We start from the raw sequence: 20,559 nt of genomic DNA on the forward strand, positions 1-20,559 counted from the left end.
GGGCCTAGTCCTGCCCCATCTCGGCAGCGTGGTAGGAGCTGCGCACCAAGGGCCCAGAGCGCACCTGGCGAAACCCCATCTGGCGGGCAATCTCGCCCAGCTCAGCAAACTCCTCTGGCGTCCAGTAGCGCTGCACTGGGCGGTGGGCCAAGGAAGGCTGTAGGTACTGCCCCAGGGTGAGCCGCTCGCACCCCACTGCCAGCAGATCCCGAAATGTCTCCAACACTTCTTCGCGGGTCTCCCCGTGCCCTAGCATGAGGCCGGACTTGGTGGGCAGGTTCGGATCCAGCTCCTTCACAGTTTGCAAAACCCGCAGGGATAGGTCGTAGCCAGAACTGCGCCGCACTGCCTGCGACAGCCGCCGCACCGTCTCAATGTTGTGGTTGTAGCAGGCTGGCCTGGCCGCCACCACCCGGGCAATGCAGTCGCGATCCCCCCGAAAGTCAGGGGTAAGCACCTCGATCTGGATCCCAGGACAGCGCCGCCGGATGGCCTCCATCACCTCCACGAAGCGGCCAGATCCCTGGTCGGGCAGGTCATCGCGGGCCACCGAGGTAAGCACTACATAGCGCAGCCCCAGCAGCTCCACCGCTTCGGCCACCTTTTCCGGCTCTTCCGGGTCGAGGGGAGCAGGCCGTCCGCTGGCCACTTGACAGAAAGAACAGGCGCGGGTGCAGATCCCGCCCATCAGCAGAAAGGTGGCAGTCCTTTGGCTGTAGCACTCGGCCCGATTGGGGCAGCGTCCCTCCTCGCAGATGGTGTGCAGTCCCCGCTGCTTGATCACCCGCTGAACTGCCGAGATATCGCTGGCCTTGCCGATAGAGCGCTTGACCCAACTGGGGAGGGGGCTACCAGGCATGGGAGAACCGCTTGCTAGGGCTGAGTACCTGGGAAAGAAGCCTTATCCAAAGAGATAGCGTCCATCATGGTATGGACGCCTTCCCTGCCCTTGGCTGGAAAAGGGCTAGGTTACCTGAGGAGAGGCTAGCATCTGGTTGACGATGCGCTGCACGATTTGAAAGCCGGTTACCGCCTGCCAGCCCAGGATCCCCAAGATCACCACATTGAGCAGCAGGTGGACATTGCGGGCCCAGACCTTTTGGCCATCCTTCATCAGGGGTGCCAAAGCAGAAGAGGTGGTTACTAGGGCTACAATGCCCAGGCCGGCCAGCAGGTGGGGCCCAACAAACAGCTTGTGGCTTCTAATGTAGGTCACGGCCATGCCTCCCAGGGCCCCAAACACCATCAACAGCAAGAAGAGAGATCCTGCCAGGAAATGCCGCTGGCCAAACTTGCCCTTAATTAACTCCTTGCGCTCTTCCGCCGAGGCGGTGCGCAGCCGCCGCACCTGGAGACCCAGATAGAGAGTATAGAGAGCTAGGGCAGAGGCCAAAATCATCAGCACTGGGTGAAAGAAGGGCAGAGCCAATTCCAGCCAGCGGGGAAGTTGAATGGTGCTCATAGAAGCCACGCAAAGAAGAGGAAGTTGCCCCTAACTTAACCAATTTCCCTCTCCTGAAGCAAGGGCGTATATGGACTCCAACAGTTGGGGTGCTATCTGGGTTAGGTGCTGGTAGAGGCAGATCTGCCGCCGGCAGCGGGCGAGGTTGTGATCCCGGCGACTGGCGTAGCGCTGCGGATCCCAATTCCAGTAGCAGTCCTCGAACCAATCCAGCAAAAAGCGCATCCCCAACTCCAGCGTCATCAACTGGATCCCTTGCAGAAGGAGCTCTGGCTGCAGAGCGCGCAGGTTGCCGGTTTGGGCGTAGCCGCGCAGCCCTGCTAGGATTGCCTCGGCCTCAACGGCCTCCCCTCTCCGGCCCCAGGAGCGCAAGGCATCTCCTAGCTCAACGTACAGGTTGTGGTCCATAAAGGTGTCGAGATCCACCAGGCCAGCAAATTTTCCCCTTTCGTCAAACAAAAAGTTGTTGAATTTGAGATCGGCATGGATAATCTGAGTCGGAAGTCCTGGCGGCAAAAGCAACCTGGGCACGGTCTCGACAAAAAATTGCCACTCTGCCCTTATTTCCGGGTCGGGGCTGCGCTGGCAGAGCTGCTGCCAAAAATAGGCCGTGTCGTGAAAGTGAGGGATCTGAAAGCGAAAAGAGTAGTGCCATCCGGCCAAAAGGCGATGTAGGCGCCCAACTGCCGCCCCTGCTTGCTCCAAATAGCTCCAGGCAGGAGGAGTTGAGTAGGAGGAGCCCGGCAGGCAGTCCATAACCCGCCACAGCCCTCCCCCCCAGCTTAGGTGCAGGGAGCCATCGCGGGCGCGGCGGAATTGGGGAACCGGAAAGCCCTGCTGCCGTAGCCAAGAGCCAATGGCCTGGCCATCTTCGGTAACCGCCGGGTCAAATTGGGGATGGAGGTGCTGGACAACGAAGGATCCCTGGCCTGCCTTGAGCTTCCAGGTTTGGTGAACAAGGCCCCCACCGAGGGCTTCGAGCAGCTCGGGCTCCCCTAGTTGAAAGTGGCGAATCAAGGGATCCAGCCAGGCAAAATCGGGCGTGGGCAAATCACCCGCCCAAGTCCTAGCCATGGGTGCGCGGATCCGGCTGAGCGGGGAGGACAGGCCCACCCGGCTGCAGGGCAGACACTGGCCCAGGCTGGGTCAGCGGCAAGGGATCCCCGGCTGCCAGAGCCAGCAAGTTGGCCCGCAAAACCGAAGCTGGCTGTTCACCAATGGCTGATCCCACCACTTCCCCTTGGCTGTCCAAGAAGAGAAAGTGAGGGATTCCGTTGACCCGATAGCGGCTCAGCTCCGGCAGCCACTTGGGGTTGTCCACATTGAGCATGACGAAGTTAATTTGCTGGGCAAATTCCTTTTTCAGGTTGGCCAGAAGAGGCGCCATGGAGCGGCAGGTGATGCACCAGTCGGCATAAAACTCCACCAGGGAAGGCTTGCCGTTGGCCTGCGCTTCCTCCCAAGGCACAGCCTCTGCCGCCAGCGCTGCCAAGCTCGTGCCCGCCTGACGCGCTTGGTTGGCCAAAAACAGACCTGCTGCCAAAAGCACGGCTATGGCGGCAACCAGGCCGTTGCGCAGGCGTTTTGCCCAGTTTTCCCCCTCGATTCCTTCCTTTGCCATGACAGTCTTCCTCCAGGTACCTCCAGGTAAGAGAGGGGGAGCTTTGTTCTCGATTGCAGCTCTGAGGCAAGTTGTCAATTGGCAGCTTTACGGCGATTGCGACGGGCTGCTACTGCTTTCCGCTTGCGCTTTTCCAGGCTGCTTTCAAAGTGCCGATGGTTGCGCAGATCTCGCAAAATGCCCGCCTTGGCAACTTGGCGCTTAAAGCGACGCAGCGCCGACTCAATCCCTTCGTTTTCGCCGATTGTTACTTGGGTCATAGAGAGATCGTCTCCTTCCTGAATTAACTGAAGTTGTCAGGATCTCTATCCTAAACTATCTCTTGCCACCCGATGGCGACTACTGGGCACGGCTGCCAAAGGTAATCCCAGAAACTACCTCCCCCTCCCGTAAGTTCACCGTCACGGAGGCCGTTGCTCTCTCTTGGGGAGAAGGGGAGGGCATTGGTAGCGGTGTTGGCCTGGGGGCACCACCAATTACCGATTCCACAAACCCGACAAAGCTGGATACCCGTGTATACACCCCATAGAAATTGGGCTGGGCGCAACCTTGGCCAAAGCTGGTGATCCCGGCTAGGGCAAAGCCACTGCTGGTAGGAACAACCAAGGGCCCACCGCTATCACCCTTGCAAGTATCCACACCCCCTTGAGGAAAGCCAGCGCAGAGCATGGTTTCCAAAATGGCGCCGTTGTAAGACTGGGGAGCATTGCACACCTCGTTGCTGACGAGGGGAACTTCGGCCTGCTGTAGAGCCCTGGGAAAGCCGCTGGGCTCCTCCTCGAGAGTGCGGGGGAAGGTGGCTCCCCAGCCAAGGATGGTGGCGAGAGTACCAGGGGCAGTCAGGTTGGTTTGGTTGGACTGCACCAGCGGCAGGGTAGGCAGGGCCACTGGCCGAGAGAGGCGCACCAGGGCAATGTCATTCCCCCCCTCTGGCCCTCGTCGAGGGTCGTAGTTGGGGTGGATAACAATTTGTGCAGCCCGAATTCGCTGGCCGGCACCGATTTGCAAGACGGTGGTACCCAACAGCAGATCCAGACTTTGGACATCCACGTCCGGCTCGCCTCGAGGGTCGAAAAAGCAGTGGGCGGCGGTAAGCACCCACTCCGGGGCAATCAGGGATCCCCCGCAAAACTGCGCCTGAAAAGGATCCGGTTCAGTCGCGTCTAGCAAGGCCACCATCCAGGGAAAGGCTCCCGGCTGAGCTGGCCTGCCGTCGACAATCCGCCCCAACCCTGAGCGCGGCGTGGTGAACACCCGCCCTGGCGGCAAAAGGGCAGTGACGTGGTAGGTGCCAGGGGGCAAGTTGGAGAAACGAAAGTTGCCGTTGGCATCGCTGACGGTGCTGGGCTCCCCTGGGTTGAGGCGTCCATTGCTGTTCAAATCCAGAAAGGTGGTGATGCCTGCTAGCCCTGGCTCTCCTGGATCTCGCAGACCATTGCCGTTGAGATCGTCGAAATGGGATCCCTCGATGCGCCCTGCAGGAGGGGCTGGAAGCGGCGGCAGGGGACGACTGGAACCCCCACCACCACAGGCACTTACGCTCAGAGCCAAACCCAACCCCAGGAGCACAGACCATGAGCGAGCTAGGCCAAAGAAGGGATGGAATCGGGAGGAATAAGGCATGGTCAGATTCTGCAAGGCTAGCCGGCTATGCTAGCCAAGCATACCCTGCCGACCGATGAAGAGTTAGGAAAGGTCTGCAGTCGGGAAAAAAGGGCCTCACTATCCCCTGCAGGCGGTATAAGGCAGGGATCCTCAAACGCGAAGCGGGGCCGTTCGCCCTTTGGGCAGGCTGTAGGAGGGTGAGTCTGCGCTGAAAGAGTGTTACGCTCTTTAGCTAGGTGCAAAGGGATCCTTACAAGTATGCAAGCCATCACCCTGCTCGGCTCCACCGGCTCCATCGGCACCCAAACCCTGGACTTGGTGGCTCAGTATCCTGATCGCTTTCGGGTTGTTGGCTTGAGCAGCCACAGCAACGTCACTCTTCTGGCCGAGCAGGTGCGGCGGTTTCGGCCTCAAATTGTAGCCATCGGGCGGGAGGAGCTGCTGCCGGAGCTGCGATCCCTGCTGAGCGGCCTGCGGCCCCTGCCAGAGTTGGTGTCAGGAATGGAGGGGCTGTGTCAGGTGGCGGCCCACCCCGAGGCTCAGCGGGTGGTGGCGGGGATCGTCGGCTGTGCTGGCCTGTTGCCTACTCTGGCTGCCATCCGCGCCGGCAAGGACATTGCCCTGGCCAATAAAGAAACCCTGGTGGCAGGCGGTCCGGTGGTGCTGCCCCTGGTGCAAAAGCACGGCGTGAAGCTCATCCCCGTGGACTCGGAGCATTCGGCCATCTTTCAATGTCTGCAGGGAGTGCCAGCGGGATCCCTGCGCCGCATCTGGCTGACCGCCTCAGGGGGAGCCTTTCGCGATTGGCCGGTGGAGAAACTGGATCAGGCGACGCTGGCCGATGCTCTCAAACACCCCAACTGGGTGATGGGGCGCAAGATCACCATTGATTCAGCCACCCTGATGAACAAGGGCCTGGAGGTGATCGAGGCCCACTGGCTGTTTGGCCTGGACTATGACCGGATCGAGATCCTCATCCACCCCCAGAGCATTGTCCACTCCTTGGTCGAGCTGGCAGATACTTCTGTTCTGGCCCAGTTGGGCTGGCCGGATATGCACCTGCCCATTCTCTACGGCCTCAGTTGGCCGGAGCGCCTCTCCACCCCCTGGGAGCCTCTTGATTTGGTAAAGCTGGGATCCCTTACCTTTAGGGCGCCGGATCACCGCAAGTACCCCTGCCTACAACTGGCTTATGCTGCTGGGCGGGCAGGAGGAACCCTGCCAGCGGTGTTGAATGCGGCCAACGAGGCGGCGGTGAACCTCTTTCTGCAAGAGCGCATCCGCTTTCTGGATATCCCTCGCCTTTTGGAGCAGGTGTGCGAGCGGCATCAGGTCATTGCCAATCCCAGCCTGGAGGACATTCTGGCAGTGGATGCCTGGGCGCGACAGCAGGTGGAACTCTTGGCGCAGCAGGCCCCAGCCCAGGTTCTAGCCTGATCCCTACCAGGGGGATCCGGCCCAGCGCTAGAGTGGGAAAAGGCTTGAGGAGCACCTGAGTGGCCAGATCCCACTGGCAACAGTTGCTTCACTATCTACGCCCCCACTGGCAGCAGGTGGTGTTGGGCATTGCCTCCCTGCTGGTGGTCAACAGCCTGGGGGTGTTCCTGCCCTGGTATGTCAAGCTGGCCGTTGATGATCTCAGCCAGAACCTGGCCACCCTGGCGCCCAGCCGCATCGCCCTCCACGCCCTGGTGGTGTTGGGTGTCTCCACCCTGATGATGGTTATTCGCATTGCCTCGCGGGTGTGGATGTTTGGGGCAGGACGGCAGGTGGAGTTTCGCCTCAAGCAGGCCATCTTCGAGCATTTGCTCACCCTGCAGCCTTCCTATTTTTTTGCCCAGCAGACCATCGGGGACATCCTCACCCGCATCACCAGCGATGTGGAAAATGTCCGCCGCCTGTTGGGCTTTGCCCTGCTTAACTTGGCCAACACGATCTTTGCCTACGGCAGTACGCTGCCGGCCATGTTTGCTATTGAGCCGCGTCTAAGCGCTCTGGCCCTGTCGGTGTTTCCGGTGATGCTGGTGCTGGTGAAGTTAAGCAGCAACCGCCTGCAGCAGGAGCAGCTTCAGGTGCAGCAGGAGCTGGCGGATCTCAGCGATCTCATCCAGGAGGACGTAAACGGCATCACCTCGATCAAGGTGTACGCCCAGGAAGAGCACGAGCAGCAGGAGTTTCGTCGCCGCAATGACCGCTTGTTGCAGGCCAATTTGCGCTTGGCCCTCACCCGCAACCTGCTGTTTCCTTCTCTGGTGGCTTTGGTTAGCCTCAGCCTGTTGTTGCTGCTCACCGTGGGCGGGCCCCAGATTGCCGCGGGGCGGCTGACGATTGGGGATTTCTCGGCGCTCACCCTCTACGTAGAACGGCTGGTGTTTCCCACCGCTTTGCTGGGCTTTACCCTTACCGCCTACCAGCGAGGCCAGGTTAGCCTGGAGCGGATTGACGCCTTGCTGCGGGTAGAGCCCACCATCCGCGATGCCCCGGAGGCTTTGCCTCTCCTTTTGGAGAAGGTGCAGGGACGTATCGAGGCTAGGGGTCTAACTTTTGCCTACACCGGCACAGGATCCCCAGCGCCAGCTCTACAGGATCTGCACTTTTGTCTCGAGCCGGGCCAACTGGTGGCGGTGGTGGGGCCAATTGGGGCGGGCAAGTCCACCCTGGCCAATGCCCTTCCTCGCCTGCTGGAGATCCAGCCGGGGCAACTGTTTTTGGACGGACAGGACATCACCCAGATCCAACTGAGATCCCTGCGCCGGGCCATCGCCTATGTGCCCCAGGAGAGCTTCCTGTTCAGCGCCACGGTTCGGGACAACATCCGCTACGGCAAGCCGGACGCTGAAGACTGGGAAGTGGAATGGGCCGCCAAAGCCGCCCACATCCACGCCGAGATCCTCAACTTTCCCAAGGGCTACGACACGCTGGTGGGAGAGCGAGGCATTACCCTCTCCGGCGGCCAACGACAGCGGGTAGCTCTCGCCCGGGCTCTGCTAATGGATGCGCCAATCTTGGTTTTGGACGACTGTCTTTCCAGCGTGGACAACCAGACCGCCCAGGCCATTCTTCGCCACCTGCGCCAGGCCACGGCTCAGAAGACGGTGCTCTTTATCACCCATCGCCTCACGGTGGCGGTGGAGGCAGATCAAATCTGGGTCATGGACAAAGGTCGCATTGTGCAGCAGGGATCCCATGCCGAGCTGCTGGCCGACCCGCAGGGGCTCTACGCTACCCTCTGGGCTAAGCAAAAGCTGGAGGAGGCCCTGGCCTAGGCTGCAGTTAGCAGCTACCCTAACCAGCAAAGCGGTGGGGAGTGGCAAAAGCATGAGAAGTCTGGGTCAATTGCTAGAACAGGCCGGAATCCAACCCCAATTGGTCCAGGGATCCCTAGAGGGGGTGTGGGTAAAAGGCCTCTGCGCCGATTCCCGCCAGGTGCAGGCGGGGGATCTGTTTTTGGGGATGCTGGGATCCCGCGTCGATGGCGGCGAGTTTGTCGGGGAAGCGCTCACTAGAGGAGCGGTAGCGGCCCTTCTTTCCCAGGAGGCTTGGAAGAAGGTTAGCGGAGAGGCTGAATGGGGGAGTCAGCCCCTTCTGGTTTTGCCTCGCGTCGGCCTCAACAAAGCCGTGGCCCAGGTGGCGGCGGCCTTCTACGGTTTTCCAGCTCGCCAACTGACCCTAGTGGGGGTAACCGGCACCAACGGCAAGACCACCACCACCCACCTCATCGAGCACCTGCTGCAGGCTGCTGGCCGTCCTGTAGCCCTGCTGGGCACCCTCTACAACCGCTGGCCAGGCCACTATGAAGTTACACCCCACACCACCCTGTTTCCCCTAGAGCTGCAGCGCAGCCTGAGACAGGCCAAGGAAGCCGGCGCCGAGGTGGCGGTGATGGAGGTGAGCTCTCACGCTTTGGCCCAGGATCGGGCGTGGGGCTGTGCCTTTGCCGCTGCCGTCTGGACCAACCTCACCCAAGATCACCTGGATTTCCACGGCAGCATGGAGAACTACTGGCAGGCCAAGGCCACTCTCTTCCGGCCAGAGTATTTGCAGGGGCGGGCAGTGGTCAATGCCGACGACGCGGGCGGACGGCGGCTGCTTGGAGCCATTTCAGCCTCTCTGGAGCCCTGGGCCTATTCCCTTAAGCCCCTAGAAGGGATCCCCGGCCTATGGCCCAGCCAAGTTCACCTACATCCCACCGGCCTCAAGGCAACCCTGCACACCCCTATGGGCACCTTTGCCGTGGAGGCGCCCCTGGTGGGATCCTTCAACCTTTCCAACTTGCTGGCGGCGGTAGGGGTAGCACTGCACCTGGGGATCCCCCCTGAGGCCATCCAGTCAGCCTTGCCCCGTTTTCCCGGGGTACCGGGGCGAATGGAGCGGGTGAGCCTGCCAGGGCAGGACATCACGGTAATCGTGGACTATGCCCACACCCCCGATGGGCTGGAAAACCTGCTCAAGGCGCTGCGCCCGCAAGTTCAAGGCCGGCTGATCTGCGTCTTTGGCTGTGGTGGAGATCGCGACCGGGGTAAGCGCCCGCAGATGGGCCGCATTGCCGCCACCTGGGCAGATCAGGTGATCGTGACCTCAGATAACCCGCGCACTGAAGATCCCCAACAAATCCTGCAGGATATCTTGGCTGGGATCCCTGGAGCCCCCTGGGCCGTGGAGGTGGATCGGCGGCAGGCCATTCGTCTAGCCATCCTCGAAGCTCAGCCAGGGGATACGGTGGTCATTGCCGGTAAAGGCCACGAAGACTACCAGATCCTAGGCACTGAGAAGATTCCCTTTGACGACCGGGAAGAAGCGCGCGAGGCCCTTGCTCTGCGTCTAGCCCATCTATCCCGCTAAACGGCGGTGCTGCAGCATCAGCTCCACAAACTCGCGGAAGAGGTGATCGGCATCGTGAGGGCCGGGGCTGGCCTCTGGGTGGTACTGCACCGAAAAGAGGGGCAACTGGCGGTGGCGGATCCCGGCCACCGTGCGGTCATTTAAGTTGAGGTAGGTGATCTCCACGTCCTCAGCCGGGATCGAAGCAGCGTCTACTGCAAACCCATGGTTTTGGCTGGTGATTTCCACTTGCCGCTCTAGCCCACAGGGATGGTTGAGGCCGCGGTGGCCAAACTTGAGCTTGTAGGTGGATCCTCCGAGGGCTAGGCTGAGGATCTGGTGGCCCAGGCAAATCCCAAACAAGGGCTTCCCGCTTTGCAGCAGCGCCTGGGCGGTGCGGATGGCCGTGGTCTCTGCCGCCGGATCCCCAGGCCCGTTGGAGAGAAGGATCCCGTCGGGGCTGTAACTCAAGATCTCCTCAGGAGTGGCGTGGGCCGGCAACACCACCACCCGGCAGCCGTAGCGAGCTAGGCGGCGCAAGATATTGCGCTTGATGCCAAAATCTAGCGCCACCACCCGCAAGGGGGGATCTGGGACCGGGATCCCTTGGCTGCAGCCATAGTCCCAGTCGGCAGGGGTGGGCTCCAGCCACTCGTAAGGCTTGGGGGTTGTAACCTCTGCCACCAGGCTCAGCCCCTGCATCGAAGGGGCTTGGCGCACCCGCTCCAGCAACGCCTGCGGGTCCAGGATCTCGGTCGAGAGAGCTCCATTCATCACCCCCTGGGAGCGCAGCCGCCGCGTCAAAGCCCGCGTATCCACCCCGGCAATGGCCGGGATCCCGTGCTGTTTGAGGTAGTCAGGCAGTGTCCCCGTGGCTCGCCAGGAGCTAGCTAGGCGCGACACGTTGCGGGCAATCACTCCCGCGACCTGGGGCCGGGCCGATTCTTGATCCAGCTCATTGACTCCGGTGTTTCCCAGCTCAGGGCAGGTAAAAGTAACGATCTGCCCCCGGTAGCTGGGATCGGTCATCACCTCCTGGTAGCCGGTCATGCCCGTGTTGAACACCACCTCACCCACCGCCGTGCCCAGCGCCCCAAAAGACCAGCCGGCAAAGGAAGTGCCATCCGCCAGCACCAGCAGAGCCGGCTGACGAGCTTGCCAGGGGAAGACTTTTTCTGGAGCTTCAAGAGTTGGGGAAGAGGTAAGCATAGCCAATGACCTACGGCAGCTTAGGACAGGACAGGAGCCTGGCAACCTTTAAGCCACGGCCTGACCATCCTACCCCAGCTATCCTTCCTCTGGCTCGCTGGTTACATTGCCACACTCCGGATTGTTGTCCTTGCGAAGAGTGCCGATCAAAGTGCTCACCACCACGCAGCGGTTTTCTCCCTGAGAGTAGGTGCTGCTGACCACAAAGCGTCCTAGCTGACGCGCTCGCCCTTCCGAGTCGAAAACAGCTCTGCCATCAGGGAAGTTGTTGCGTACCGTTACAAAGTTATTCAGGCGCACCCGCTGACAGGGAGTAGGCTCATCGCAACGGCCTTCCTCGTCTTGGATCACTAGCGTGGGAACCCTTGGATCCGCATTGTCGATCCCAACCACCCAAGCACGACCTTGGAGAGAGGCTTTGGCGTTAGTGCGGGCGGTGCGCAAGGCTCGCTCCACCTTGTTTTGGGCATCCTCCAGTTGGATCCGCGCCCAGATGTTGATCCCAGAAGGAACCGCCAGCACGGCCAGAATGCCGATGATGACCACCACCGCTAGGACTTCTGTCAGCGTAAAGCCCCGGGATCGAAAAGGCTGAGCTCGGCCAATTGCTTTTTTCTCCAAGGCCAACATGGTGGACATTCCCCCTAGGAGAGCTGACGGTTGATAACACCGCGGGCAAGAACCCGTGTTTGCATTGGCAGCAAGTAGCGCGACACCTCCGAGATATCGACGCTGGTGGCATCTCGGATGTAGCGACGGAAAAGGCCAGGGTTGGCCCGCTCCATGGCCGTGGCGGTGATGTTGATGATCACATCCTGCGGTCGGTCAGCGCCGACGCTTTGCCGCACGCAGACATGGAAGCCCACGTCGTTTTGGTTATCTCCCAGCCCTGAGAAGGTGACGCCGTTGGGCTTGCCGCCGCCAAAGGCATAGCCCTGCGGGCAAGCGGGCGCAACCTGCGGACTTCCCTCTCGGCTGCTGAAGATGTTGGAGACCAGAGTTGTCAGGCGGGGGCCATCTGTCCTGCCGGCAATGGGGATTTGGCGCGCTCGAGCTTGCTCGGAAGGCCAAGCAAGGAAACCATCTCGGAACGGATCGGGATCCTCAACAAAGAACGGGCTGCGCCCGGCGCAGTTATTTTGACCCTCAGTGTTGAAGGGTCGCAACTCAAAACGGTCGATCCGCGCGTTGCCTTCCCAGGGAGTGCCCCCCGTTGGGTTGCCGGCGTTGTTGTAGTTGCGGCGTAGGTAGTACACCACCAGGGTGTAGATGCCGCGGCGGCTGACAAGAGTGTCCCAATCCGCATTTCTACCGTTCTGATCGCGCGGAAACTCGGGAGGTGGCTGGGCTGGTAGGGTAGCATTGCCTCTTCGAATATCTTGCAAGGTGGGGTTGCCCTCGTAGCATCCCTGCGGGATCGGCTCCAACTTCCAAAAGGCAACAACCGGGATAGCGTCATCGGGTCGGCGGATCCAGCCCGGCGCGTAGAGCCGTTGAATGACATCCGGGATCCTGTCCCCAAGTCGATCAGGTTGCTGTGGGTTCTGCTCAGTGTCGTTGTAAATGTAAAGAGCCTCCGCCAAATCCTGCCGGATGTATTCCATGGCTTGGGTCAGCTCCGCCTGCACCTGGGTGCGGCCCGTCTCTTCCCGATCCAGCCGCATCGTCTCGATGACAATCATCGCGGTGGCCAGGAGAAAGATGGAGGCAACCAGCAGTGAGACCAACAGCTCAATGAGGGTAAACCCTCTGCTGGCTTGGCGGCGAAAGATCAACACAGGCCAACACCTCCATCTTTCAACAGGTTTTGCAGGAAGGAACTTAGGCTCTACCTCAGGGTACAGCAGGTCAGTTAGGCAAGGGGAAAGCCTGGCACCTCTGGTTGGGATTCTCGCGTCTGGCAATGGCTATCTGCCGGCAAACATCCCCCAAGTTGGCAGCAGGGTTAACTTCTACAAAGGAGGTGGCTAGTGGAAAGAGCCAGACATCGGCATTGGCCAAGTTCTGGTTAGCCGAAACCACCTCCCTCCTCAAGCCAGGCAGCGCTCGGCGAGTGTTTGGATCAAAAGAAAAGCGGTGGTAAACCCTCACCCCCATGAGAAAGCTGCAGGGCACCCCCTCAATGACCCTGTTTTCACGGCGGTCGATGCAAGGTGCCCCTGCGTCGCGGAAGGTTTGGATGACGTATTCTTCAGGGTTACGCCCCGGCACTTGAACCCGAGCCACGCGAATGGAATAGTTGTTCCCCTCTGTGTCCATATCGGTAGGAGGTGGGGTATTTGCCAGCGGGTTGGCTCCCACCTTGGGCAGACGGGCCAGTTGAGCCCGATCCTGAAAAGCGCGAGGGTTGGCAGCCAGCTCGATATCCACCAGAGTGCGGATGCGGTCTACCTCTTCCTGGGCCAGGCGGTTGGCCAGCTCCACCCGCTCGCTCATGGCGCGCCGGTAGGCAATCACCGTGAGGGTAGGGGCCAGGGCGACCATGGCCAGGGCCACGAGGACGACCGAAGCCAAGACTTCAATGAGGGTGAAACCCTCCGCTTGGTGTTGCTTCCAAAGCCGCCACTTGTTCATGGATCCCTCCCTCTTCTGCCCCTACCCTAAATCTGCCCCTGACCGGCCAGGTCAGTATCAGTTAAACTCCTCGCAGCCACCAATCCGGGCAGACGGATCCAACTGCACACCCGGCTGATTCTGGAGTGCGCAGCGCAGCCGCCGCACGTACGGATCTTGTGGATCTAGCTCCCGCAAGAACTCGGTGCGCGTGTTGGAGGGGAATTGGAAGCGGGACGACACAGGGCCGGGGCGGCGGGCAATTTGCAAGCCCACGTCATAGCCGAAGCGGCGATTGGGCGGGAAGTAGTAGTCGAAGCCCCGCACAAAGGTTGGATCTGACACTAGGCTGGGCGGCTCGAAGCTGTGCTGCAGGAAGGGGCCGGTGGCATAGGTGCTGTAGTTGAGCTGGATCATCGAGCCGCTGAAGAAGAGGTTGATATCCTTCCACAGCTCGTTGAGGCGCAGGAAGTTATGCATGCCACCAGCAGCTTGATGCAGCCGCGAGGGCAGGGTGCCGCTGATGGCAGTGGCATTCACCCGCGTTTCCCTAGCTGGCTGCAGTTGATGGTTGTTTTCGCCAGTGTCGTTGCGGCGGCGCTGGTCCACATCGGTTGAAGCCAGCTCTTGGAAGCGGGGAATGGGAATGGGCCGACGGGTCACCTCATCCAGGATTACCCCCAGCACCGGGTTGTCCCCAGCAAAGCCAGTGGTGGGCTTGTTCAGGTCCAGGGTGAAGGGCTCCACATCCACCCACTTCAAGTCGTCATTACTGCCACCTGCGCCACCGTTGAAGTCAATTTGCACCTGGATGGTGCTGCCGTTGGGCTTGACGTAGAAGCACAGGCCATTGCGGATATCTTCACTGCCCTTGTGGTTAATGTAGTATCCGTCCGCATACTTGGACGCGGGAGTGTAGGCTTGGGTCGCGGCGCTTTTATTGACGCGGGCGTAAGGGTTGAGCGCCATCTGCGGCTGAATTTCTAGCTGAATGGGGTTGCCGGGAGGCTCAGGAACCAGATCCAACCCAAACAGCGGATCCCGATCTCGAATCTCATCCGGATCCGGTTGATCGTTGCCGTTTTTGTCCTCAAAGCGCAAAGTGCTGGGGCGGCTGTCACCGGTGTAGGCGGTGTACTTGAAGCGGTCGTTGAAGTTGGGGCGAAACACCCCCGGTACCCAGAAGCCACCGTCGGTGGGAGTGACCTTTTCTTCTGAGTCACAGCGAACAGTTCCATTGGGATTGAGCAATCGCCGCCGCAGTTGCCGGGCCCAGTCGTCTGTGCCTCGAGCAGGATTTGCAGAAAGTGGTGGAGCACCGCTCTCGGCAGGGCGGATACCTGGCTCTCTGCTGGGGTTGGCAATTTGAGTGGAGAGCAGGTTGCCCCTCAAGCCAGCGCGGGCAGCATGAGCCGGCTCGCCAAACATCCAATCGAAGGCTGCCCGCAAAGCCTCAGCAGGGCTAAGCCACTTGGGCGGCTTGGGCACCCCTGCTTTCACCTCTAGCACTGGCGAGAGCTGCGGCTCCAGGGCGATGGTTACACCTTCAGTAGAAGCCTTGGCCACACTGTGCACGCTGACTGTCTCGAGCTCCGGATCCGCCTGCACTTCCTGAACAGGGCGCAGCTCCACCGTGTTGGGCTTGGCTGCCATCCACTCGCCCAAGGGGCTCTTAGAACGAGTTTCTGGGGCAAAGGTGCTCGACCCGCAAGGCCGACCTTGACAGCGCAAAGGTCGGGTCTCCGTTGCAGTGTCCTCACAGGTTGGGCTGCTGGTGCTGGCGATGAGGGTGCCCCTCCGGGTTTGGGTAAACGTTCTGGTTGTGCCGCAGGCGATCTGGTCGATGACCTCATCGCAACTGGCCGGTGACCAAGGGCCCCAGTCGTAGTTGCAAGTCTGCGGGCAGTCGACCGTTTGGGATTGCGTCTCGGTGTAGCTGGTTCCGCAAGCTACCACTGTGCAGGTGCGGCTGCGAGTTTGGGTGACTCTGGTGCCACCGTTGGCCACCGTACACTCAGGAGTCCATTCAGACCAAGCACCGCAGGTCCTCGGAGGTTGGCAGGTAACCCGTCGAGGTGTTGGTGGCTGGCCTGGGCAGCCATCAGGCAACCTTGCTGTTTGGGTAATGGTTACAGACTGACAGATATTGGTCGGGCAGGGGGGATTCCAGATGGGATCGCAGGTCTTGCAATACGCTTGGTTAGACTCAAGAGTCTTCTGAGGATCCGGCTGGCATGGCTTGTTGACCGGCGGCAGCGGCTTTAGGTAGCGCAGGTCGTAGTCTTCCCACTCACTGTCATCGCGGGTAGCAAAGCGTAGCCGGGCGTTGCCGGTATTTTCGTAAGTTTGGATCTCTATTAAGTAGGGCGAGGGCTGGCTTGGATCCGCGCACTCCAGCTCCAATCGCAGGGCAACCTCGTTGGCGCCGCCATCTTGCCAGGCTTCGGCCCCTGCTGCGTTTGGCCCTAGGTTGAGGGGAGTTCCGTTCCAAACTCCGCGGTTCTCGAAAGTGGCATCGGAGCCGTCCCGCCGCCGAATGATCAGCCGCACGCCGTCGTCGCCCTCGAAAATGCGGTAGGTCTGCAAGCCCGGCCAACGCGGATACAGCTCCCCTACCCAGCGCACCACGAAAAAGTCGTTGCCGTTGTTGTTGCCATTTGGCCCGCCCCCACTTCTACGCCGCCAGCAGGAGCGCAGGAAGTTGAAGTGACTTGGAAAGTTGAGGTCATCCGCGTCGATGGGCAGGTCCGGCAGGCTGTTGTTGCCATCGGGCTCCCCACAACTGGGCATCCAGAACCAATCGCCGCGATCCCGTCGATCTGGGGTGCCAGCTGGCGCCGACAAGCGGCAAAGGGGCTCCCGAATGTCCGCCAAAGACCCGTTGCACTTAGAGTCGTCATACAGCCGCCGCTTGAAGGGAGAGTTGGAGTTCAGCGATGTGCTGCTGCCGAAAAAGTACTGGAAGCCTCCCCACCAAGGGAAACCGCTGCCGCTGCGGGCAAAGGGGGCTAGGTTGGTCGGGTTATCGATAGCATTGCGCACGCAGGCCCAGCGTTGGTCATTGTTGGCGCTGTCCAAGTTGGTCGTGGGGCAAGTGTGAGCACTGCTGGTAAAGCCGTTGTTAAACTGACCAAGGGCATCGGGCACGCCTTGCGCCGGGAACACCGGATCCGGCCAGCGCACTGCCCGCAGGTAGGGCAGGTTGTCCCTTTGAGCGTCTCCGTCCAGGGGGCCTACAGCTCCGCTGGTGGCAAACCCTGTGTTGCGGTTGTACCGGTTCTGCGGGCTGGTCAGCCAGCCGTTGTAGTACTCGGCCAGCAGGCCACCACCACCCGGAGGCGGGCAAGGTCCAAGGGGAGCCACCAGCACCCAGCGGGAGGTATCCAGCACCGGGTTGCCCAAAGCCGAGATGCGCACCCCAAAGTTGGCATAGCCCGTATCGGGTGCCCGCAAGGGCCGCACTGCCGGCACGCCACCGCCCGCCGTTCTGTCATCGTTATTGGGATCCGAATCGGCGTTGTTGAAGGGAGCCAGAATGGTGTCGCGGGCAAACACATCCGGCCAACCCGGCTGGTTGAGGTTGTCGCCCAGGTTCTGGGCCCCGTTCGTGTTGTCGAAGCGCAGAACCCCAGCACCATCTCTGTTGGGATCCGGAGCCGGCCAGTTGTTGCCGCGGATTACCAGGGCCTGGTTGAGGAAGGAGGTGTTGAATCCCAGGTTATCCCTGCCGTTCTCACCCCTGAGACAGCCGTAGTAATCCCACCGCCGAGGGGCTGATGCCCGCCCACCGTTGTAGTCCTGCCCGGGGTTGTAGTTAACGCCGCCGCCATTGAGGGTGCCATCCTGGACAAAGGCATCATCAATGCTGCCATCGCAGAAATCGGCAGAGAGGATGTTCACCGAGTCGCCCAAGACCTCGCTGGGCCGCCAAAGATCCTCCGCCGCCCGAGCAAAGCGCCGGTCTTCATCCCTCCGGAGCCGCCCGTAGAAGTTTCTGTAGAGGCCATCCGCCCCGAAGTTGAGGAGAGTTGTGAACTCCTCCAGCCGCTGCCCGTTCCTCGTCTGGTGCAGGTTAAAGTCCCCCTGGATATAGACGGGGTTATCGGAAATAAAAGACAAGCCAAAGATCGCGTCATCAGGGTTGAACCCGCCGCGGGCCAGCACCGCCCCGTTGCGCAGCCGGAAGCCGTAGGGCCGCCGATCCGGATCCGCGTAGTAGTCCACCGGCTTAGGGCTAAGTCCGGCATCGGAAACAGGGGGATCCCAGACCGTTTGGCCATTGGCCGTGCCTCGATTCGGCTGACCGGCGTTCATAACGCCAGCGCTGCCCAAAGTGCCGCGGGCGTTTGCGTTGCGCCAGCTGGTTAGGTAGTTATCAAAAGTGCCCAAGGGTGGGCGGGCAATGGCATCCTCCCGTACCGCATCTTCCCGGAAGGCGTAGAAAATCCCCCCTTCTCGGTTCTCGCCAATGCCGGCAGGCAGCCAAGTATCTCCGTTGATCAACCCGTTGACCTGTCCGTTGACGTTGTTGGTCAGCAGGGCCAGGTCGATGTTGAGGGCCCGCACCGCCATTGCCTCGCGGCCATCGTAAAAGACGGAATCCTTAAAGGGCACGCGGAAGCACTGGTCACCAATCCGAATGAGATCAAATTGGTTGCTATTGGGGCCAGCAGCAGTGCAATTGGCTAGGGCATGGGGCAAAGCCCAGTTGCCAATTCCAGAACGGGGCTCCAGAGCAACCTCGTTTAAGTTGGTTACAGCCTGATAGCTGACTGTGCTCGGAAGGAAGGAGTAAGCGTTGCGCCGCTCCGTTTCCAGGGTATCCGTCTGGTTGAAACTGGTGGTCGGGAAGATGTAGCGCAGCGGCAGATAAAACCGATTGGCCGCCTCTCGGTTCCCAGCTCGGCTGGCTTGAATGTCGTTCCAGAGGGTTTGAGCCGCTGGATTCCCGGCATTGGCAGCCGCCTCAATGCGGAGCATGTTGTCGGCCAGCATGCCCAACATGCAGCCTGCCGTTTGCAGGGTGGTTTGGTCGGCCAGGCTCAATTGGTCAACAGAGGTGCCTCGGTTGACGATATCAATAACCCGCCGCAGCTCGGAGAAGTTGCCAAAGGCGGTGATGAACGGATCCGGATGAATGCGGCCCAGCTCTTGCTTAGGTGGGTAGGCCCCGTCGGGATCGCCAGCAAAATTGGCCAGGTTGGTGAGCGCCGTCCACAAAGGAGTGCCAGGCCGCAGTTGCTCCCGCATCGGCTCGGGGTCATACTCCCAAACGTTGGTGCCCTCTCCAGTAAAGAAGTTGATGCCCAGTTGAGTGCGCTGGTCGCCGGTAGGGAAGGTGGAAGCCCGCTGCAAGCTCCAGGGAGAGCCGGGGTGGGCTACCGTGGCCAGGCAAGCAATGGGAAAGCGCCCCTGCTCATGGCTGTAGTGGTAAACGGCCGTGGCCTGCACTGCCGCTGGGTTATCCCGTAGCGTTAGCCGTTGCCGCGCCTCGTTGCTGATGAAAATGGCCTGCAGCTTGGTGGGGTCCTCGGGATCCCCGGGCGGCACCAGAGGCAAAGGCAAAGAATCGGTGCGGGTTAGCTCCAGGCGCTGCCCCACAATCACCCGCAAGCCCTCCACACGGGCCCGCCGCTCCCAGTAGCCATCCAGCCCCACTTCGGCAAGGGCCCCTGGGGGAGGGTTGTCCTCGGTCAGAGATTCCCCTTGGTCGTTCCTGGCGTCGGCAGGGATGGGATCACCGGCCTTGGCACGATACTTTTGCGCAAAAGTGTCCACGTCACAGCCCTTCCCCGGAACAGGGTTGGCTGGTGGACGGTCGTAGCTGGCCTTGGGGCCAAAGCGGTTGTCGGCCCGATAGACATCGTCTACATAGGGAGGGCAGACCTGGTCTCTTTCTGATTGAAAGCCACCGGCTTTAACTCGTCCTCCCTGCTTGGCATTAATTGGGGAGTCCGACCATCCCCTTGGATCCGGTGCATAGGTTCCGCGGGTGCGAATGCGGCCAAAAAGCTGGAGCTCCAGCGGATCCAGAGCTATCTTTTCCGGATCTGCATCGTTCTGAACTGAATCAGAGTTGAGGTTATCCAGACGGGACGTACTAGGTGCCCTACCTGGCACACCGGGGTGGGCATCGAAGATGAGGTTGTCGCTCACCTGCTGGCCGGCGTAGCCAATGGCCCCTGCCACCAGCTCTCCAAAGGCAGTGATCTCAGAGTTGTCAGCGGGCATGTAGAAGCAGGAGTGCTCCGAGCTGATGGCGAAAGCCCGGAACAAGTTGTTGGAGCCATACCGGAAAAAGAGGCTGCCCCCAGCGTAGATGGCGCCGTTCCAGTTGTAGCCGGGGGTGAAGAAGAACTCTACATCGCCGCGGCTAAAGACCCCCCACTTGTTGAGCAGATCCCGCCGCCGATCTTGCTGAAATTGCAAAGCCGAAACGGCGCGGGTGGTGGAGTCGGCGCCTTGAATCGGCAGGGTGACGGCAAAGACCTGGAAGGGCTTGTACAGCGCCGTGCCGACCTGGAACCAATCCCCCACGTTGGGGTTGACCGTCTGTTCAGCCGGAGAATCGGTACACCCCGCCAAGGCCGAACCCTGCAGTGGCCCACTGCGGATCAGCAGCCGCCGCGCCCGCTCAGTATCGGAAATGTTTTCCTGAAAGTCCTGGAGGTTCGTTTGCCCCGTAACCGGCGCTCGGCGGTTGTACAGAATGGTGTAGGCGGTAACGGAGTCGTCGATCCCGTTGTTGTCGGTATCCACCAAGAACCACCAGACTGGGGCTTGCCGCTGCACTTCAATTCTCCGGCTCGGATTCTGGGGATCCGGAACAAGGGCGCTGTAGTTCAGCAAAAAGCGCCGCTCATCGGGAAGGGTATAGGGATCCGAGGGCTCTGCAGGCACCAATGCGCCATCGTTGAGCAGGGCAGAGGTGAATTGCTCATCAGTGGGAGCACTGACAGGCAGGCGGCGATCCCGAATCAGGTTGTCGATCTTGGCCCGCGCCCGGTCGATGGCGGCATTCAGTTGTCGGCTAACCGTCTGCTCCGCCCGCTCCACCTGGGTTTGGATGGTGCGCTGGGTAGATCGAGTGAGCAACCCCACCGTTACCAAGCTCAGCACCAGCACGATTAAAATCGCCACTGGCAGCACAAAGCCGCGCTCGCGGATCCTGCCCCGATCCACCGGGATCTTCAGAGAGCTGAGCAAGCGCAGGACAAGTTTGAGCAACAGCGGGGAAGGAGCAGACATGGCTGTATCCCGGAGTATGCGAGTGCCAAGATAGCAACAG

At 60.8% G+C, this 20,559-nt stretch carries 14 protein-coding genes; 3 read left to right on the plus strand and 11 right to left on the minus strand.

The window, feature by feature from the left end:
- Positions 1 to 4: 4 nt before the first annotated feature.
- From lipA to NW808_RS00285, 6 genes are all read right to left on the minus strand, one after another.
- On the minus strand, positions 5 to 859 hold the full coding sequence (gene lipA, locus NW808_RS00260; protein ID WP_414395812.1) for a lipoyl synthase: 855 nt from the start codon (positions 857 to 859) through the stop codon (positions 5 to 7).
- A 105-nt stretch (positions 860 to 964) separates the two neighbouring features.
- Positions 965 to 1,462 (minus strand): DUF4079 domain-containing protein, encoded by a 498-nt coding sequence (locus NW808_RS00265; RefSeq protein ID WP_414419895.1) that lies wholly within the window; start codon positions 1,460 to 1,462, stop codon positions 965 to 967.
- A gap of 30 nt (positions 1,463 to 1,492) precedes the next feature.
- Positions 1,493 to 2,536 (minus strand): phosphotransferase enzyme family protein, encoded by a 1,044-nt coding sequence (locus NW808_RS00270; protein ID WP_414419896.1) that lies wholly within the window; start codon positions 2,534 to 2,536, stop codon positions 1,493 to 1,495.
- Positions 2,529 to 3,083: a thioredoxin domain-containing protein gene (locus tag NW808_RS00275; protein WP_414419897.1), complete on the minus strand. Its 555-nt coding sequence runs from the start codon at positions 3,081 to 3,083 to the stop codon at positions 2,529 to 2,531. Before NW808_RS00275 ends, NW808_RS00270 begins: the two co-directional genes overlap by 8 nt.
- Before the next feature lie 74 nt (positions 3,084 to 3,157).
- Positions 3,158 to 3,343 carry a 30S ribosomal protein S21 gene (rpsU, locus tag NW808_RS00280; RefSeq protein WP_414395804.1) on the minus strand — a complete coding sequence of 62 codons (186 nt, stop codon included), beginning with the start codon at positions 3,341 to 3,343 and terminating at the stop codon, positions 3,158 to 3,160.
- Positions 3,344 to 3,422: 79 nt separating this feature from the next.
- Positions 3,423 to 4,706: a trypsin-like serine protease gene (locus tag NW808_RS00285; protein WP_414419898.1), complete on the minus strand. Its 1,284-nt coding sequence runs from the start codon at positions 4,704 to 4,706 to the stop codon at positions 3,423 to 3,425.
- 240 nt (positions 4,707 to 4,946) lie between these two features.
- On the opposite strand from NW808_RS00285, the gene NW808_RS00290 reads away from it, so the two are divergent.
- The 3 genes from NW808_RS00290 to NW808_RS00300 are packed head-to-tail and all read left to right on the plus strand — an operon-like array spanning position 4,947 to position 9,530.
- A complete protein-coding gene (locus NW808_RS00290) occupies positions 4,947 to 6,125 on the plus strand; it encodes a 1-deoxy-D-xylulose-5-phosphate reductoisomerase (protein WP_414419899.1) in 1,179 nt (392 codons plus the stop codon).
- Positions 6,126 to 6,184: 59 nt separating this feature from the next.
- Positions 6,185 to 7,954, plus strand: a complete 1,770-nt coding sequence (locus tag NW808_RS00295; protein WP_414419900.1) for an ABC transporter ATP-binding protein — start codon at positions 6,185 to 6,187, stop codon at positions 7,952 to 7,954.
- A gap of 52 nt (positions 7,955 to 8,006) precedes the next feature.
- On the plus strand, positions 8,007 to 9,530 hold the full coding sequence (locus NW808_RS00300) for a UDP-N-acetylmuramoyl-L-alanyl-D-glutamate--2,6-diaminopimelate ligase (protein ID WP_414419901.1): 1,524 nt from the start codon (positions 8,007 to 8,009) through the stop codon (positions 9,528 to 9,530).
- Here the strand turns inward: NW808_RS00300 and carA are convergent.
- From carA to hpsA, 5 genes are all read right to left on the minus strand, one after another.
- A complete protein-coding gene (gene carA, locus NW808_RS00305) occupies positions 9,519 to 10,718 on the minus strand; it encodes a glutamine-hydrolyzing carbamoyl-phosphate synthase small subunit (RefSeq protein WP_414419902.1) in 1,200 nt (399 codons plus the stop codon). The two genes, NW808_RS00300 and carA, sit on opposite strands and share 12 nt — an antisense overlap.
- A gap of 78 nt (positions 10,719 to 10,796) precedes the next feature.
- Positions 10,797 to 11,357 carry a Tfp pilus assembly protein FimT/FimU gene (locus NW808_RS00310; protein ID WP_414419903.1) on the minus strand — a complete coding sequence of 187 codons (561 nt, stop codon included), beginning with the start codon at positions 11,355 to 11,357 and terminating at the stop codon, positions 10,797 to 10,799.
- A gap of 5 nt (positions 11,358 to 11,362) precedes the next feature.
- A complete protein-coding gene (locus NW808_RS00315) occupies positions 11,363 to 12,496 on the minus strand; it encodes a type II secretion system protein J (protein ID WP_414419904.1) in 1,134 nt (377 codons plus the stop codon).
- A 70-nt stretch (positions 12,497 to 12,566) separates the two neighbouring features.
- Complete coding sequence (locus NW808_RS00320) at positions 12,567 to 13,292, minus strand: prepilin-type N-terminal cleavage/methylation domain-containing protein (RefSeq protein ID WP_414419905.1); 726 nt, start codon at positions 13,290 to 13,292, stop codon at positions 12,567 to 12,569.
- Positions 13,293 to 13,349: 57 nt separating this feature from the next.
- Positions 13,350 to 20,519: a hormogonium polysaccharide biosynthesis protein HpsA gene (hpsA, locus tag NW808_RS00325; RefSeq protein WP_414419906.1), complete on the minus strand. Its 7,170-nt coding sequence runs from the start codon at positions 20,517 to 20,519 to the stop codon at positions 13,350 to 13,352.
- Positions 20,520 to 20,559 lie beyond the last annotated feature (40 nt).

The sequence above is a fragment of the Synechococcus sp. W70.1 genome, assembly GCF_047461515.1.
Lineage (GTDB): Bacteria > Cyanobacteriota > Cyanobacteriia > Thermostichales > Thermostichaceae > Thermostichus.

Bases quoted from the DNA above. Each gene is read 5' to 3' on its own strand.
- NW808_RS00290 (WP_414419899.1), top strand. From the start codon at position 4,947: ATGCAAGCCATCACCCTGCTCGGCTCCACCGGCTCCATCGGCACCCAA.
- lipA (WP_414395812.1), bottom strand. From the start codon at position 859: ATGCCTGGTAGCCCCCTCCCCAGTTGGGTCAAGCGCTCTATCGGCAAG.
- carA (WP_414419902.1), bottom strand. From the start codon at position 10,718: ATGCTTACCTCTTCCCCAACTCTTGAAGCTCCAGAAAAAGTCTTCCCC.
- NW808_RS00275 (WP_414419897.1), bottom strand. From the start codon at position 3,083: ATGGCAAAGGAAGGAATCGAGGGGGAAAACTGGGCAAAACGCCTGCGC.
- NW808_RS00285 (WP_414419898.1), bottom strand. From the start codon at position 4,706: ATGCCTTATTCCTCCCGATTCCATCCCTTCTTTGGCCTAGCTCGCTCA.
- NW808_RS00265 (WP_414419895.1), bottom strand. From the start codon at position 1,462: ATGAGCACCATTCAACTTCCCCGCTGGCTGGAATTGGCTCTGCCCTTC.
- NW808_RS00270 (WP_414419896.1), bottom strand. From the start codon at position 2,536: ATGGCTAGGACTTGGGCGGGTGATTTGCCCACGCCCGATTTTGCCTGG.
- rpsU (WP_414395804.1), bottom strand. From the start codon at position 3,343: ATGACCCAAGTAACAATCGGCGAAAACGAAGGGATTGAGTCGGCGCTG.
- NW808_RS00310 (WP_414419903.1), bottom strand. From the start codon at position 11,357: ATGTCCACCATGTTGGCCTTGGAGAAAAAAGCAATTGGCCGAGCTCAG.
- NW808_RS00300 (WP_414419901.1), top strand. From the start codon at position 8,007: ATGAGAAGTCTGGGTCAATTGCTAGAACAGGCCGGAATCCAACCCCAA.
- NW808_RS00320 (WP_414419905.1), bottom strand. From the start codon at position 13,292: ATGAACAAGTGGCGGCTTTGGAAGCAACACCAAGCGGAGGGTTTCACC.
- hpsA (WP_414419906.1), bottom strand. From the start codon at position 20,519: ATGTCTGCTCCTTCCCCGCTGTTGCTCAAACTTGTCCTGCGCTTGCTC.